Annotated in this window: 15 protein-coding genes; 1 reads left to right on the top strand and 14 read right to left on the bottom strand. The window is 24.9% G+C overall.

Annotation, left to right across the window (positions count from 1 at the left end; genetic code table 4):
• Positions 1-6: 6 nt before the first annotated feature.
• The 6 genes from SLITO_RS02030 to SLITO_RS02005 all read right to left on the bottom strand — a co-directional run bounded on the left by SLITO_RS02030 (position 7) and on the right by SLITO_RS02005 (position 7,328).
• Positions 7-948 carry a 1-phosphofructokinase gene (locus SLITO_RS02030; RefSeq protein ID WP_075058120.1) on the bottom strand — a complete coding sequence of 314 codons (942 nt, stop codon included), beginning with the start codon at positions 946-948 and terminating at the stop codon, positions 7-9.
• A 2-nt stretch (positions 949-950) separates the two neighbouring features.
• Entirely contained in the window at positions 951-1,655 is a 705-nt protein-coding gene (locus SLITO_RS02025) for a DeoR/GlpR family DNA-binding transcription regulator (protein ID WP_075058119.1), read from the bottom strand.
• Positions 1,656-1,761: 106 nt separating this feature from the next.
• Entirely contained in the window at positions 1,762-2,577 is an 816-nt protein-coding gene (locus tag SLITO_RS02020; protein ID WP_075058118.1) for a hypothetical protein, read from the bottom strand.
• A gap of 250 nt (positions 2,578-2,827) precedes the next feature.
• Positions 2,828-3,451 carry a hypothetical protein gene (locus SLITO_RS02015; RefSeq protein WP_075058117.1) on the bottom strand — a complete coding sequence of 208 codons (624 nt, stop codon included), beginning with the start codon at positions 3,449-3,451 and terminating at the stop codon, positions 2,828-2,830.
• Positions 3,452-3,584: 133 nt separating this feature from the next.
• Positions 3,585-4,847, bottom strand: a complete 1,263-nt coding sequence (locus SLITO_RS02010) for an ABC transporter ATP-binding protein (RefSeq protein ID WP_075058116.1) — start codon at positions 4,845-4,847, stop codon at positions 3,585-3,587.
• Positions 4,848-5,006: 159 nt separating this feature from the next.
• The gene (locus tag SLITO_RS02005) at positions 5,007-7,328 is read right to left on the bottom strand and encodes a RelA/SpoT family protein (protein WP_200901511.1); all 2,322 of its coding nucleotides are present in this window, start codon (positions 7,326-7,328) and stop codon (positions 5,007-5,009) included.
• Positions 7,329-7,610: 282 nt separating this feature from the next.
• Between SLITO_RS02005 and SLITO_RS02000 the strand changes: the two genes are divergently transcribed.
• Complete coding sequence (locus SLITO_RS02000) at positions 7,611-8,774, top strand: IS3 family transposase (protein WP_075058115.1); 1,164 nt, start codon at positions 7,611-7,613, stop codon at positions 8,772-8,774.
• A gap of 45 nt (positions 8,775-8,819) precedes the next feature.
• Here SLITO_RS02000 and SLITO_RS01995 read toward each other — a convergent pair whose 3' ends face one another.
• The 8 genes from SLITO_RS01995 to SLITO_RS01960 form a co-directional block, all read right to left on the bottom strand.
• Positions 8,820-9,332 carry an adenine phosphoribosyltransferase gene (locus SLITO_RS01995; RefSeq protein ID WP_075058114.1) on the bottom strand — a complete coding sequence of 171 codons (513 nt, stop codon included), beginning with the start codon at positions 9,330-9,332 and terminating at the stop codon, positions 8,820-8,822.
• 10 nt (positions 9,333-9,342) lie between these two features.
• The gene (locus SLITO_RS01990; protein WP_075058113.1) at positions 9,343-13,050 is read right to left on the bottom strand and encodes a protein translocase SecDF, variant type; all 3,708 of its coding nucleotides are present in this window, start codon (positions 13,048-13,050) and stop codon (positions 9,343-9,345) included.
• 9 nt (positions 13,051-13,059) lie between these two features.
• On the bottom strand, positions 13,060-13,338 hold the full coding sequence (locus SLITO_RS01985; protein ID WP_075058112.1) for a hypothetical protein: 279 nt from the start codon (positions 13,336-13,338) through the stop codon (positions 13,060-13,062).
• 73 nt (positions 13,339-13,411) lie between these two features.
• Positions 13,412-14,521 (bottom strand): YitT family protein, encoded by a 1,110-nt coding sequence (locus SLITO_RS01980; RefSeq protein ID WP_235443381.1) that lies wholly within the window; start codon positions 14,519-14,521, stop codon positions 13,412-13,414.
• An 8-nt stretch (positions 14,522-14,529) separates the two neighbouring features.
• The gene (locus SLITO_RS01975) at positions 14,530-15,087 is read right to left on the bottom strand and encodes a YitT family protein (RefSeq protein WP_075058110.1); all 558 of its coding nucleotides are present in this window, start codon (positions 15,085-15,087) and stop codon (positions 14,530-14,532) included.
• Positions 15,062-15,475 carry a hypothetical protein gene (locus SLITO_RS01970; RefSeq protein WP_075058109.1) on the bottom strand — a complete coding sequence of 138 codons (414 nt, stop codon included), beginning with the start codon at positions 15,473-15,475 and terminating at the stop codon, positions 15,062-15,064. The genes SLITO_RS01975 and SLITO_RS01970 overlap by 26 nt, the downstream gene beginning before the upstream one ends.
• 83 nt (positions 15,476-15,558) lie before the next feature.
• Entirely contained in the window at positions 15,559-17,097 is a 1,539-nt protein-coding gene (gene fib, locus SLITO_RS01965) for a cytoskeletal motor fibril protein Fib (protein WP_075058108.1), read from the bottom strand.
• A gap of 163 nt (positions 17,098-17,260) precedes the next feature.
• A complete protein-coding gene (locus SLITO_RS01960; RefSeq protein WP_075058107.1) occupies positions 17,261-17,623 on the bottom strand; it encodes a hypothetical protein in 363 nt (120 codons plus the stop codon).
• Between the last annotated feature and the right edge of the window lie 11 nt (positions 17,624-17,634).

Below are 17,634 nucleotides of genomic sequence, written 5' to 3'. Positions count from 1 at the left end.
CCTTTCTTATTTAATTTTAGTAACACTAATTTGTTCTAATAAATCAATTATTTCTTTTTTATTAGCTAATCATTCTGTAAAAGCAGTTGCTCCTCCACATGATGCTGCATATTTTAATGTATTTTCTATATCTAAATTATTATTTATTCCATAAACAAAACCTGCAAGCATACTATCTCCAGCACCAACTGAGTTTACTAATTTACCTTTTGCAACCCCAACTTTATAAACACTATTATCTTCTGAAAAATACATACTTCCATCTGATCCCATACTTAATAAAATGTTTCTTGCTCCTAAAATTTTCAATTTATTTATAAGATTCTCAATTTCATCAAATGAGAAATTATCCTTATATTCAATGTTAAATGTTGAACATATTTCTTCCAGATTAGGTTTAATTATGTAGGGTTTTACTTCTAAAACATTTTTTAATAATTCGTTTTTACAATCACATACTAATAATGCTTTTTTATTTACTACAATTTCACCAATTTCTTTATAAATATTGTCATTAATCCCCATCGCAATACTTCCAGTAACTATTACAATATCTTTTTCACTAACATTTTTTTTAATGTAGTCTTTAATATTTAATAGATTACTTTCTTGCGTTTTAAATCCCATTCCATTTAATTCAGTTTCTTGGTTAATAGATAAATTTTTAATTTTATAGTTAACTCTTGTACTACCTTCATTTATAAAAAAATTATTTTTCAAACCTATTTCATTAAATTTTTTTATAAAAATGTCTTTATTATCTTTTCCCAATATTCCAATTGCCTCAACATTATCCTCAAGATTATTTAGTACAATTGCAGCATTTATACCTTTACCACCAATAACATCATAATCATTCGAATAATAATTAGTCATTCCTAAATTAATATTTTTATCAACTAGAATAATATGATCAATGGCAGGGTTCAATGTTATAGTGTATATCATTGTTACTCCTCTTCATTAATTAATGCAAGTTGTGTTTTATCACCATATTTTACAAAAGATTTAGATTTTAGTTTACTTTTGTCAGCTAAAGCAAATGCTAGATTTGAGTTTTTTATGACAATTCTTTTTACCTCAGCTTCATCTTCATCAGTTGTATAAAAATTATATTCTGAGTCAATTGCATTTGTACCAATGAATGCAACATCAAAATAATATTTTTTTAATGAATTTATAGTTTCCACACCAACAATAGCATTTGTTTTTAATTTTAGTTTACCTGGTAATAAATTAATATCTTCAACTCCATTATTTGCTAAAATTTGTGCATTTAAAATGGAGTTTGTGTAAATTTTATTGTTTAATTCTTTCTTGATTATTTTTGCTAAAAAATATGTTGTTGAACCAGCATCTAAAAACACAGATTCATTTTGCTTTATGCAATGCAAAGCTTTTTCTGCAATATTTTTTTTAGCTTCAATATTAGAAGACATTTTTTCAGTCAAATTTTCTTCTAATATTGATTTTTCCTTAACAACTTTTGCTCCTCCGTGAACTTTAACTAAATAGTTCTCTTTATGTAACTCATTTAAATCACGTCTCAAAGTGGTAAAAGGTATTTTAAGTTCATTAGAAATTGATTCATTTGTTGCATAACCATGTTTATTAACATAATTTATTATTAACTCGAGCCTTTTTTCTTTAAACATCTTTTACTCACCTCAATTAAATAATACACCTAAATAAACCAAAATATAACATTTTTTAGTTTTTTTTGGTTTTTTTTGATTTAAAAAAAATAAACCATAGGTTTATTTAACGTCTTCTTCTTTTTTTTGGTTTAATTTCTATACCTCTAGATTTTCTCATTGCAAAATCTAAATCTTTATACCTTTTTTCTTGTTCTATTGCTTCATCTCATATTGGGTTAATAATTTCTTTTTTTTCTGTTTCTTCTTTTAATTTTGTAGCGATAGCATAAGGGTTAGCACCATTTTCAATTTGCTCTGCTTGCTCAATTGTTAGATAAGGGTCTTGCGGTCTTTTACCTGTTTGAACCAAAGAAGCTAATTGCATTCTAATTTGTGATGATGATACTTTTTTATCTTTAAAATCAATTTGTCATTGAATTGGAGATATTTTTTCATATTTATAGGGTTCTTTAAGAATTGCATATAATATATTTACAAATTTTTCAAATCCTTCTTCCCCTTTTCAAAAGCTAGTAAGATCTTTTAAATTTAATTCTCCATTTGCTAGATCATATTTTGAAAAGTGCATTTCAAATACTTTTGTTGCTCAATCATTTTCTTCTATTAAATAAAAATTAGTAAATAAAGAACAATTGAATACATGTCTATCAAATTCATAAATAGATAAATTAAATCTATCAACTGTAGTTGTATCAATTGAAATATTAAAATTTTGTACGTTTACAACTTTACTTAGTCATTGGAACACAGATTGAGTGTATTTAAGAATGAACTTAAGTTTTTGACTTGAAAAAATAATTGTTTTTCATCTTGTAAAGTTAAAATCCCATTCTGATTCCTTACGGTTTGATGCAATATTAAAATCAAGATTTGCTTGAATGAATTCTTGAACTGGTAAATAGATCATTTCTTTTTTCATAAGAAATCCTCCTACTAATAAGTATTATACCATATATTAGGATACAAAATCTAGTCACCATTATAATCGTTTACAATTTGTACACTAAAAAACTAGAGATTGAAAAACTAAATATCTTTTTATTCTTAAACATACAACTTATAACCCAAATTATATATATTAACTAAAAAAAGTCAAAATTATTTTGACTTTTTTTAATTTTAATAAATAAAAACACATAAACTTTCAGTTAACAAATCATTGGGTTCTATTATTTTTTTGCAAATTTTTCAATAAAACTATTAACTTTTTTAGAATCAATGTTTCATTCTTCCATTGAATTATCATAATTAATTAATTCTTCATTTTTGGATTTAGTACTGATAATTTCATTTTTATTATCTTTTGATTCATTTTTTTCTTTAATTGAATCTTTAACTGAAGATTTATCCTCTGTTTTAAGGTTTAAATCTTTATTATCTAGATTTTCAGTTTTTGTAGATGAATTATTTGCTTGATTATTTATTAATTGATCGTAGGCTCTTGCTTTTCTTAAATATTCATCATTAATGTTATTTTGGTTATTAATTTGATTAATGTTATTAAAATTTTGTTCTTCATAAGCCTTTGGATTAAATTGAGGTAAATTAAAATCAGAGTAATAATTATAACCAACATAATTGTTTGTAGGAACTAGTGGAACTGGTGGATAAATAGGATAACTATTAAAAGGTATTTGATATGGTGTAACTGTAGGTCCACCAGATAAAACATAGTTATTCATTTGTTGACAAACAGACAAAGCTTTTTGGAAATTATCGAACATTCCACAAAAATATCTATTTTTATCTAAAATATAAAAAATATTATCTCTAACTCACATAACATAATACATAATTTTCATCCCTAACTTTAGCTAAATTTTACAATTATAGAAATAAGTATACTAAAAAATAATTATCATATTGTAAAATTTGTTACATTAATAATTTATAAATAAAAGACTTTGACTATTGCTTATAATAATTTTAAATAGATTTTTCTGATTCTTTTTCTTCTGAAATAGGTTTGCTATCTTCAGTTGGTTTTTCAGATTCTATTATTTTTTTTGGATCATTTTCAGAACTTTCTAACTTAGTTTCAACTTTTTTTTCATCGATTGGTTTTTCAGGTTCTACGATTTTTTTGGTTTCTTTTTCTATATTTTCAGGTTTAATTTCAACTTTTATTTCTTTTAAATTTTCAGCTTTCTCTTTTGCTTCAAGTAACTTTTGTTCTTTTTGCGCCTTCTTCTCAAGTTTTAAGGCAAGCTTTTTGCTTTTTTTATCAACCGGAGCTGTTGCTAAGTCTTCTATTTCTTTCTTGTATTCATTGTTATCTTCAAGAGCTTTATAAATAGAATCCATATTTACAGGTAATTTTATTAGATTTAATATTGGAGTTGTTTCCTTTATTAAATATAAGAAAATTCAATTTATTTCTTTTGTTGAATTAGTTGCAAAAACAATTGAGTTTTCTAATTCATCATATTTAAATGCCTTTATATTTTTACCACTTAAAAATTTTTGGAATGACTCATAGTCAAATCTCTCATAAAAATACATTTTATATTTGGCATACATATTTAAATCAAGCTTTGTTCCCTTAAATACAAGTTTACCTTTTTCTAAAACAACATAAAAATCAATTAAATCATTTATTTCATCAATATTATGAGAAGTAATAATAACAGTCCTGTTTCTATTTTTATAATCTATTAATAAATTTCTCATTTTATTTCTTCATGAAGAGTCTAAATTTGCTCCTGGTTCATCAAGAATAATAATTTCTGTATCTTTTATAAGAGATAAAATTAAACTTAATCTATTTTGCATACCTCATGAAAAGTTTTTTATTTTTTTATGAGCATCTTTTTTTAAATCAAAAAAATCTAACCAGTAATCAACTTTTTGATTAATTGATTTTTTATCAATTCCTAAAACAATGCACATATTTTTTAAATATGTTACAACGTTCATTTCATATAACGAAAAATCCATTTGAGTGTAAAAACTAATTTCTTTATTTGCTAAATGAGCTTTTCTTTTTTTCTTTGAAAAACCAGATACAAATACATCACCATCAAAATTAGAAATCGCACCAATTATTGTTTTAATAACAACTGATTTTCCACTTCCACTTGCCCCTAATATTGCAGTGGTTGTTCCTTTTTTAATTTCAAAATTAATTGGTCCAATTTTAGTACTCTTAAACTTTTTCACGTAATTTCTAAATTCAACAACATTTTCCAAAAAAATTCACCTCAAAAATTTATATGTATATTATACCTTAATTAAAGACACTTTACTAGTACATAATTAAGTGTTTAAACATATATTGTTTAACACTAATTTTAATATATTTAAATTATTATATAACAATTTGTATAAAATAAAAAAAATATAATTTAGTTATATTCTTTTAAGATCATCTTTTTCATTTGTTAGTCTTTTTACACTGATCACTCCTGGAATTTCAGTCAAATTTGTTAAAATTGTATTTAATTCATCCAAATCTGAAATTAGAATTGTCAAACCGATATTTACAGTGTATGTATCATTGTTTACAATTAATCTTACTTCTTGTATTCCTGATCTTCTATTTGAAATTAATGTAATAATATCTAAAAACAAAGCAGGTCTATCATAAGTTTCAATTCTTAATTTTGTATTATATTTATGCTCATCTGACACTTCTTTATTTCATGATGTTGTTAAAAGGTTTTTTGTTGACTTAGTGTTTTTTATATTTATACAACTAGCTCTATGAACTTGTATTCCTTTTGATTTAGTAATAAAACTAACAACTTTTTCATATGGTATTGGATAACAACAACTACTCAATGTACATTCAACTTGTTCAATTCCATTTATTATTAGGTCATTACGGGCTTTTGAAGATTTGAATTTTCTTGTTTTTATATCATTTATAACCTCAATGTCTTTTATTTCTTCTTTTGATACAAAGACATATTTTACAGCTTCATCAATTGAATAATGACCTTTTCCAACATTTAATAAAAATTCATCAATATTTTTAAAATCTAATTCTTCTAGCTTTTTTAGAATTTCTTCATGAGAACAAACTTTTCATTTTAATTGGTTATCAATAATATATTTATCAATTTCTCTTTTTGTTTTAAGAATTAATTTTTTATTAGTTATTTTTTCTTTTTTCTCATCTTTTACTCTTTGTTCTGCAAGATATGATTCAATTGCTTTTTTAGCTGCTGCAGTTCTTACAAATCTAAGTCATTTTTCTTGTGGTTTAACTTCTTTTGAGGTTTGGATTTCTACCATTTCTCCGGAATTTAAAATTGTATTATATGGTGAAAAAACACCATTAATTTTTCCACCAACAGTTGTGTTTCCGATTTCAGTATGAATTTTATACGCAAAATCTAGAACTGTTGAACCAAAAGGCATTGTAACAACAGTACCATCAGGGGTAAGAATATATATTAAAGGAGCTAGATAATCACTTTTAAATGTTTCTTCAAGTTCTGATTCAAAATCAAAATTATGATCATCATTGTATTCTATTTCTAAATTTTCATATGCAAGTTTTTCTAAGTTCATCAGTCTTGTAAACATATCAACTTTTTGGTCAATTTCTTTTTGTTTTTCTTCTATACTTACGTTTCTTTCGCCCTCTTTATATTTTCAGTGAGCGGCAGCACCATGTTCAGCGATGTCATCCATTTCAATTGTACGTATTTGTACTTCAAAAATGATTCCATCTTTATTAGCAAGAGTTGTGTGCAATGATTGATATAAATTATTTTTCGGAGTTGCAATATAGTCCTTAAAACGACCTGATAAAGGAGTATACATACCATGAATTCAACCCAATATTTTATAACAATCATCAATTTTTGGTGTTATTATTCTAATAGCTAAAATATCATTTATATCTGAAAAAGCTTTACCAAATTGATTCATTTTTCTATATATTGAATAAATTGTTTTAGAACGACCAAAAACTACAGTATCGTTTGGTAAATTATAAAGTTTAAATTTTTTATATATGTCACTTATCATATCTGCAATGATTTGTTTTCTTGATTCAATGTCTTCTTCTAGTAAGTTTTTTATTTTTTCATATTCTGCTGGATTTAAATAATGAAAAGAATAGTCCTCCAAAATATTTTTGGCTGATTTCATACCAATTCTATGTGCAATAGTAGAGTAAATTTCAAGAGTTTCTTTTGCAATAACTTTTTGACGTTCAGGACTCATATATTTAAGAGTTAACAAGTTATGCATTCTATCAGCAATTTTGACAATTATAACTCTTATGTCTCTGATCATAGAAAGAAATAATTTTCTCAAGTAATTGGCCTTCATTTGCTCTCTATTTTCTTTTGTAAAATAGCTAACTTTTGTTACCGCTTCAACAATATCAGCAACTTCAGTACCCCACATTTCCTCAATTTCAGAGAATGTAACTGGTGTATCTTCAATAACATCATGTAATAAACCAGCAATTATTGTTTTTGGTCCCATACGTCATTGTGCAAGATAATATGCAGATGAAAGTGGATGGATAATAAATGGATCTCCATTTTTTCTTTTTTGTTCTTTATGTTTTTCTTCAGCATAAAAATATGCTCTTTTAACTTCGTCAATTGCCTTTTTATTTTTAATGTATTTACGCATTTCAGAAATTAAAATATTGACATCTCTACACTCAACATAATCAAATTCATAATCTAATGAAGTAATAGCAATCACAACCTTTCAAATGATTAAAGTATATATTCTCTAATAAACAAAAAATAAATATAAAATATAATTCAAATAATAAACATAAGCAATTTAAATTTAAAAGCTTTAATTAAGATTAAATCTTATTTTATTATTTTATATTAATTTTAGAGCTATGTAAAATAAAGCAACCCAATATTATTTAATAGTTAAATATATAAAAAAATAATCAAATGAACATCTAAAATAAAATTGACAGTAAAAAAGTACTTTTATTGTTAAAATTTTATTGAAAGGTGTTCTTTTTATATGGCAAAACAATGAACAAAAAACGAAAAACTTTATATAATTAATGAATCAAAAAAAATTGGTATTTTAAATGCGGCATTAAAGTTTGATATTAGTACTAGCACAATTAAAAGATGAAAATCAGAGGTGAAAGTTAAAGGTGAAAGCGCTCTTGAATGAGGTAGCGGAACACAAGCAAAAGGAAATATCAAAAAATTTAAATCTCATGATTGAATTTTTAAAGAACCTGATGATATGAGCATTGAAGAATTAAGAGAGGCTTTGAAACTGGAAAGAGCTTTAAAAAAGCATTTGGCGAAGACAACTAAGGAAAAGTACTTCGCCATTTTTAATGTTAAAAGAATGTTTTCTTTGAAATTATCTTGTTTATATTTAAAAGTTTCAAGGTATGGATATTTAAAATGACTTAAAAACGGAAAACCAAAGTATAAAAATTATAATAGAATTTTAGCAATTAAGATAAGATGCCTTTTTTACTTGTTTAAAAAAAGATATTGTTATAATATGATAACTTTATTTTTAAACAAATACTTTAAAGAAAGATTAAACCCTTGAGTTGTTTATAGATATATGAAAATAATGAGTTTAAAAGCAGCAAAGAAAAAGAAAGTTCCAAACTATGATAAATCAGGTCCATTAAGATTTGAAAATCTACTAAATAGAAACTTTAAATCTAAAAATATAAATGAAAAATGAGTAACAGATGTAACTTATATAAAAACTATTAATGGAAACGTATATCTATCTGTTATAAAGGATTTGTTTAATTCAGAAATTATTGATTGAAAGTTATCGGTTAGTCCTAATAATAAATTATGTCATACAAATTTAATAAGCGCCATTAAAAAAAGAGGTGCACCAAAGATAATCCACTCAGATCAAGGATCACCATATACAAATGAAACTTGAGAAAGATTATGTAAAACTAATAATATAAATATTTCTATGTCACGAAGAGGAAATTCACCAGATAATGGTGCTTGTGAGTCTTTTTTTGGAACTTTTAAAAATGAATGTATATATACATATAAAGTAAAAGAACTACATCATTCAAATATTTATAAAATTATCTCGGACTATATAGAGTTTTATAATTATGTTAGACCTTCATTAAAACATAAAAAAACTCCATACGAAATTCGTATGGAGAAAGTATCTTTTTAATGTCAATTTTAATTGACAATTTCAAAAAGATTATTTTTTTATATATTAATAGTGTATAAGGCTTAATTTATTGTATTCTGAGAATAATTCATCTTCGTGCAAATATGTTAAATCTGCTAAAAAAGCCATCCCACAAATGCTTGCACCACTTTTATTAATTAATTCAATTATTGCATGAATTGTACCACCAGTTGCTAATACATCATCAATTATTACAACTTTGTCTTCTTTTTTTAAATCTGTTTGGTGGATTTGAAGATTGTTCACCCCATACTCAAGTTCATATGATGCTTCATATACTTCTCTTGGTAACTTATTTGGTTTTCTAATAATTACAAAACCACAATTGGAAGCATAAGCAACTGCAGAAGCAAATAAGAAACCTCTTGCTTCAGGAGCCACTATTATTGTTGCTCCAACTTTTTTAACATATTCAGACATCTTATCAACTGCATATTTAAATGACTGAGAATTTTTTAATAGTGGTGTGATATCTTTAAAATTTACACCTTGAATTGGATAATCATTTATTTCAATTACATATTCTTTTAGATCCATCTAAAACCTCTTAATCATTAATACCTTCAATTATTTGTTCTTCGTTTGTAACCACTAACTTATTAATAAATCTTTTTCTTGCAAGATTATTTCTAATTCTTCATTTTTCTAAGAAAATAAATATTGGTAGTGAAACAAATAATACAAACAGATTTGCTAATACAACTCCTAAAATTATTGATATTCCAAAATAAATTATTGGATTAATTGCGATTATCAATAATAAAGATAGTGATAAAAATAGTAATGAAACTAACATAAATCTTTTAATACCAAATTTGAAAGTTTTTGCTAATACTTCTGACAAATAATTATTTTCTTTTGCAACTTTATAAATTAATTCTTTATTTTCACGTGCAAATTTTTTGTATTCTAATTTTTTTTCATAAACAAACTTATTAAACTGTAAATTAAGTTCTCTCATCTCTTCACGAGTATTCTCTTTTTCACTTAATTTAATTTTAATTGCTTGTTTTTCTAAAAATATTTCATGGTTTATTTGTCTTTTTTTATCTCTAATTTGGTAGGCATACTCAACTTCTTTGCTAAAGTATGTAAATAAAGATTTTTCATTTTTAGAAGATATTAAACCTCTAACTTTTCCAAAAATTGCAAAACATGTTGTAATTGCAAAGATAATAGATACAGTGATTCCAATAATTGTTAAACTACCCAAAGGTATTTGAAGTGCTATTATAACCGCACTTAAAACTAAAGGAACTAAGACAATACCAATTGCCATTGCAACATAGTAAGTTCATTTAAATCTAATAATTATATATATTATCAATGCTAGTACAATTGCTAAAACACTATAAGCAAGTTGTATTGTTAGATCAAGCATTGTTGATGGCGCAATACGTTTTGTAATAAATCCTGAATCTTGAGTTGATTCATCTTCTTTTGAAACATACAAACTACTAAAAAATCTTTTAATAATTGAAGACTGAGTATTATCTGTTGTAAATACACTCAAGGTAATTCAATTAACATTATTTTGTTGATTAGTATTATCATTTTTGTATGCGAATGAAGTACCGTTTGTTACATCAAAACTTGTATTTTTATATTGTTTTGTAGAAGCTGCATTAGCAAAGAAGTTAACAACACTTTCATTTAGGAATGAGTAATTTAAAAATTCGCTAACAACTTCTGTTTTTTTGAAAGTTTTTTCATCATTTGAATGACTTTCACTTTTATAATCTTCATATTCTTTAATTAATGAATTTACTTTATCTTTTAAATTTGATGGTGCTTCATCGAAATCGCTATTCGAGAATTGATCATAAACAGTATCAATTCTGTCACCTCAAAGGGTATATTCAGTTCTTCCACCAAAAGTATTATCATATTTTACACCTATTAAAAAACCAAGAGCGATTGATAAAATTATAAAAATCAATGAGATTAAAGGTATGGCTTTAAAACCTGTGTAAATTATTTTTTCTGAAGACTTGATTTTTATTTTTTCTTTTGTAGAAGTTACTATAACATCATTTTGATTATCAAGAATATCAATATTTTCATTACCTAAAAGATAATTTAGATCTTTAATTTTGAATTCAATTTTTTGATATCTATAAGCATTTTTTTCTTTGTCTAGTTTATTTATTTTAACCTTTAATTTATCCAATTTAAGGTTGATTTTATTTATTTTTTTATCATTTTTTATTTTTGCTTTTTCTTCTTTTTTCAGAATATTATCATCAAGTTTTTTTTCTAGTAATTTTAATTTTTCATTTAATGTAATATTACTTGACTCATTATTTTTATTTATATTTTTTTCAATTTTAGATTTAATGTTGTTTATTTTAATATTTAAAAATAAAGTTGAAAAACTATAATTTGTTGAAGTTGTATTTAATGCAAATAAATTTTGGAATTTAGACATTAAATTTGTATGGACTGTTACTTTAAATAATATCAAACCAATTAAAACGCTTAAAAGAACTGATGCTAAGCTACCGATTGTCAAGATAATTGCAAATGATTGAATTGTATTTGAAGTTATTCAAAACATACTTATTGCTGGTATAAGTAATGAAACTAAAATATCAAGCATTAAAGAAATATTCTCTTTAAATGAAATATTAAAACTAGTTTTTATACCTCTTTGTTTTAAGAAGTAACTCTCTTTCATATTTTCAAATATCATCGTGAATATTTCGACATTAATTGCTGTAATAATAAATAAAGCGATTATTGTTTCAGGACCAATTGTTAATCCAAATCACATTGTTAAAGTTACTAATGTGATTCCTATTATTGATAAAGTTATTATCATTGCAAAAAGCCCAAGAATTCTATAGAAGAAACACATGTATATAATTAAAGATAAAGTTACAATTGCTATAAAAACAATACCAATTATTAGCATTATGTTAGTAACTGCTGCTTTATGGGTTGCAACACTATTAACTTTAAATACATAACCTTTACCTGAACTATTGAATAATGATGCACCAATTCTTGCTTTAGAATCATTTTCAACTTTTGTATATAAATTATTATCTTTTATATATCCGTCATTACCTTCAGAACCATTTTTAATAATAGAACCACTAAATAAAAAGTAACTTTCCATTGTTGTATAGTATTTTTTTTGTTTATTTTGAATTGTTGCTTTATTATCGTTGTAGAAGCTAACTAAATTTGAAGTTAACAAACCAAAAGCGCTGTCAATTCTTTTAAAATCAACTAAATTATGACCTTGACCCTCTTTATAAATTTTAATTTTATTTTTATATTGTCCTTCATCAGTTGTAAAATCTTCAGTTTTTGCATTTGCATCATAAACATATTTAGAAGTGTCTGATTCGTAAGTAAATGAGTCAACTATTTCATTCACAAAACTTGTTCTAGTAATTTCTGTATCGTTCATTAAAGATCCGTAACGAAAATCTGAAATACCACCAGAAGTTTCAGATTTTCATTTACCATAAAATAAATCATATAATATAGCTTTTGTATCATCATCACTACCTTTATATTTTGTTCTTAAAGGGTCTATTATATAATCAAAAAACGCATTAACACGGTCTTTTTTATCACCTGATATTAGTTTATAAAAGTTTCTAATGTCATTGAAAAAACCATCTGCATCAATCATGATTTTTAAATTAAGTGGAGATGCATTATTTTCATCAGAAGGAAATAAAGATGAAAAACTATCACCATTTAATTCATAAGAAATTGCAGGTTCTTTTGAAGTTCTACCAGTTATAGTTGTTGCAGATGCAGATTTAAAATACTCATTTATTCCTTTTCTTGTTACTTTATCATCTTCACCAGATAATTGGATATCTTTGTTATCACTATTTAAAAGAACTATACCACCATTTCTTTGAATTTGGTTGGCAAAAACAGTCTCACTTTCATATATGTCAATTGGAGACATAACTTTTAAAAAGTTTTTTCCTGCTGTTTCAATAATTATTTGATTGCTACCCATTGGGTTAAGTCTATCATTAAGTACTTTTGCACCCTCTTTAGCATCACCATTTGGTTGATTATCACTATTTTTTTCATTATTATTATTGTCCACACTAACAAGAGCCGAATAGTATCCTTTAAAATCTGAGCCTAATTTATAATTATCAGCAAAAGCTGTTGACGAGAAAAATAAACCAACAATTAATGAACTTAATATAATAAAGATAGAAAAAAACTTAAATATTGATGATTTTTTAATACTTTTTTTCTTATTCTTTTTACTCACTTAAATCACTTATCCCTCTAAGATGCTTTCTAAATCCAATTTAATATTTGAATTATTTGCTAATGATATTTCTAAAAAGTTTATATATTCACAAACTTTATTAACTTTTATATTCATAATATAAAATGCAATATCATTGAGATCAATAACTTTGTTGTTTTTTAATATTATGTTATTGAAATAACCTATTACATCTGAAAATTTAATTGATGGAATTTCTTTTCTTAGCTCTATTAATTTCAAATCGAACATATTAATAACTACTTGCTCTAGTTCTGAAAAATTCATTTTTAATCACCATTACCTAAATAATTATAAACAAAAAATGTGTTAAATGTTTAAATAATTAAAATTATTTACATTAGTTTTGTTGCTTTTTAGATTTTCCAGTTTTTTTGTTTAATCTTTTATTTAACTTTTCATTTTCTTTATTTAATCTAACTATGGCAATTTGTTTAATTTTTTCAAGCTCTTTTTCATTATTTCTTACTTTATGCATAACAGTATCTCTTTGTTCGTTATTTTTAATATCATATTTAAAAATACCCTTAACTTTTTTAGTTTTTAATATTGTCACTTTTATTTCAGGGTCCTTTAAAAAAACTTCTCTCTCAATTTGGTGTCAGTTTAAAACCGTCATCGCAACCATCACTACACTTCTATGCAAATAATTTCCACTTATTCTGTTTGTTGCATCTCAGTTCAATATGTCATTTTGATAACCTTTTTCAACCAAAAGCTTATTGATGTCTTTGGGTTTATTAGTTGCCATCATAAAAGTTCTTATTTTAAATTTTGGATACATAGTATTAGTTGTTATACCTGCTGTTAAAACAAGCACAATTGATGAAAATAAAGAAGGACCAAATATGAATAAAACCTTCATTTTAGCAACTAATCCGGCTGATAAATCACCATCAAACTTATTTTTACATATATACTCAACTAAATAATCATAGGTATTTTTATCCATTAAATTTAATGGTGAATTGAAATTATTTAATATATTTGTCATATTATAATCTGGTCTTTCATTGTTAGCTGCTTTTGCAAAATTTCACATTTGCTCTAGTAGACCAGAATTATAGGCTTCTTCAACTCCAACCCCTTTTAAAACACTCATTTTAATATCACTGTTAATTAACGATACTGGTAAAATTATTGTATTTAAGACAATAATTGTTCCTAAAATTATTAAGTTAACATTTCTATTTATCGAACCTATAGATTTATTTGTTTTATTTGAATAATAAATTGTTAAAAAATCACTACCACCAGTTGATGAACCAATTCTGTATACAATTGAGTATGCAACACCAAGTATTGAACCAGCAATTACAGCAAATATAAACAGTCAAATTGATGTATTGAATGCACCCGGAAGACTATTTACCTCATAAAAATTAACAATAAAATTAAACTCTAAGGGGTTAATATATGGCATATTTTGGAAAAACTGGTCAAATGCAATTTGAAATATTATAAATAATAATGTTGTATAAGTAAATTTTTTCCTAACTTAATGTATCCAAAAATAAATAAAGGTATATTTATTGAAAAATAATATATAAAGTAAAATGAACCTTGCATTTGTCTATCTATTGGGAAAGTTAAAATAGAAAATCATCTTGCCATAGCTCCAATTCCAGCAGGAAAAAGTCCTGTTCTACCTGTTGGAGTTACAAAATAGTCGAATGCAATTGTAATCAATAAAGATGAAAGCATTAATAACAAAAGTTCTTTTCAAAACTTTTTCTTAAAATATTCTTGAACAAGCAATGTTTGTTCTTTTTTTGATATTATTTTATTTTCAATATAAAACAATTGTTCTTGATCATCTTTTTTTAGTAATGTTTTAACTACCTTTTTATCTATTTTTTTCTTTATAATTGGAGTTATTGTTTCTTCAACAGTAACTTCATTATCTTGATTATTATAATCAACAGTTACTTCTGTTTCATCCTTATTTAATGTATCTATTCCCATATTTTCCTCAACCTTGTTTAATTTACTAATTATTTTTTTTGGCGTTTTCAATTACTTTCAATAAGCCATTATTTGAAAGTCTTTTATTTTTTTGTCTATTTAATATTAATTCTCGTAACACGTCAGAATCATATTGGGATTTACCCTTATCTTTTGCTTTTTTGATAATTTCTTCTTCAGGGTCTAAGAAATAGTTTTTTTGACATTTACTTTTTATGTTGCTTATTTCACTTTTTGCATTGTTTATTATACTGTCTAAAGTTTTTTTTGGGCTATTAACTGCTTTAATATATATACTTTTAGAATTATCAATTTCATTATTTTTTTGTTTTTTGTTATCTTTTTTTTCTAAATCAATGAAAACCAAATCCAATAAATCTTGAAATGCTTGAGTTGCAGAATTTGTAACTTCTTCTTCACTAAGTTTTCTTTTGCCCATTTTTTAAACCTCTAATAAAAATAGTATAAATTAAAAATAATAAAAAAACACCTTCTCGGGTGCTTTTTTATTATTTTTTGAAATTATTTATCGTTTTTTAAACGAATTGTTACTTTAAATGATCCAACTTTTAATGGGTCGTAATCATTTCTAGTAATATCAACAACTGTATATACTTTTTGATCTTTTTGTGAGTAACCACTGAATGAAATAGGAGTGTTTACTTTATTTTTTGTAGTTATATATACAGGTAGTTTAGCAGCTCCCATTGCTGGTATTTTAATATAAATCACTATTTTTGAAAATGGTGATTCAACTTCTGCTAATTGTTCGTTTAAGAATTTCATAAATTCATTTGCTACTAATTGTGAACCTTGACTTGCAGTTTCTACAAACTCATGTGTTTCATTATGAGTAATGTAGAATGATATAGAAGCATCCAATGCTACAAGTAAGTGTTTTTTAATAACTGTTCCACCATCATAAGTATATGATGATTTATCTTGTGAACGATCTGCAATTACTTTTGCAATTTGTTTTGCAAGTTCTTCAATTGAAAACATTTTTTCAGTTTGTAAATCATATTTAGCTGATTTATTTCACAATAATTCATCATCATTAACATGAATATTTTGTAAGAACATTAATTTACGTAATCATTTTTTTGGAGCGTTTTTTCATTCATCTTCTCCAAGAATAATTTTACTTGGTCCTTCGTCTTCAATTTTTTTCTTCATTACTTCAACAATGTCAAGAGCTTCAGGAGTAACTCCTTTTTTATCAATTAACATCAATGAAGGTCCTAAACCTGAAACAAGTTTAACAACGTTTTTCTTGAACATTTTTGGTCAAGCGTCATGACTTAATTCAAATAATTCGTTAATAATTTCTAATTCATCATTGTTGTTTTTTGTAAAATCTAAAACAAGTCTTGATGAAAGTAAGTTAAACAATCTTGCTAAAAGATATTTTAAAGTGTTAGTAGTTTCATAAATTTTAAATTTATGTAGTGGATCATTATCTCATGGAGATAATGCATTGTTATACATAATTTTTAAAGCAATAAAGTTAACACTTGATTTTTTAGTAACCTGAGCAATTGCTCCTGCTTCTGTATCAATTACGTCAATTGTTTGACCGTATTTATCAACCATTTCTTTAAATTGTTTTGAATTATAGATAAGCATATCTGCTGTACCAACAATTCCATCAGAAACACCTAATTTAAAATTCTTAACTTGGTTTACAAATTCAGTATTAAATGAAAATGCTTCTGGTTCATGTACGATTTGTCCATATTTTATATCTTTAAAAACAGTTAAATCAGCGTCTCTATAAATAAACTTAGTTGCTAGAACTGTGTCTGTTGTATCAAACTTATCATTTGTAGATAAAGCTAAGTCAACATTAACAACTGTTTCAAGACTTGGATATTCTTCCATCAAATAAGTAATTACCATAGCAGCATTGGCTTTACCATATCCTGTAGTAGCTATAATAAATGCTTTTCCTCTAAATTTCAGATGTTGAATAACCACATTACGCCATCAATATTTTTTCACTGTTTTAATACCTGGACGGTCTTTTACTGTGAAGTATGCTGTTGAAACAATACCAATCATTTTTTATCTTCACCTCATTTTTTCTCATTTTACCTCTATGCGATGCTTAAAATTCAATTGCATAAAGATTAATTAGATTATACTAAAAATTTAAAAAAATAACTACCTTATTTTCAAAAAATACATTTAAAGTAAATATTTTAGTTTATAAAAATATAAGTGTTTATTCTGTTGCTAAGACATCAAAAAATAAAGTAAAAGAATCAACAACAACGCCACTAATTAATCTACCAACTTGTTTATTATTGTCTTTATCTACTGATGAAATCATTAAATTAACATCTTTGTTGTAAATCATACCATTAACTGTTGGTACTGTTATCAAATCTTCAATAAGGTGCTTATTTAAAAAAAATGGTTCAACTGTGCTTAATACACCATATTCTAGTCTTTTTAAATAACCATATCCAGTCAACCTAACAGTTACCAACCTATATAGTCTTATGATTTCTGTTATTTGTGCAAAAAGATCCTCATCATTTTCTAAATAAACTATTAACTGATTTGATTTTTCTTCAATTTCCATAACCCTACTCA

Origin of the sequence: Spiroplasma litorale (genome assembly GCF_001267155.1) — a bacterium.
GTDB lineage: Bacteria > Bacillota_I > Bacilli_A > Mycoplasmatales > Mycoplasmataceae > Spiroplasma_A > Spiroplasma_A litorale.
The sequence above is the reverse complement of the archived record's forward strand: the minus strand, read 5'-3'. Positions and strand labels throughout refer to the sequence as shown.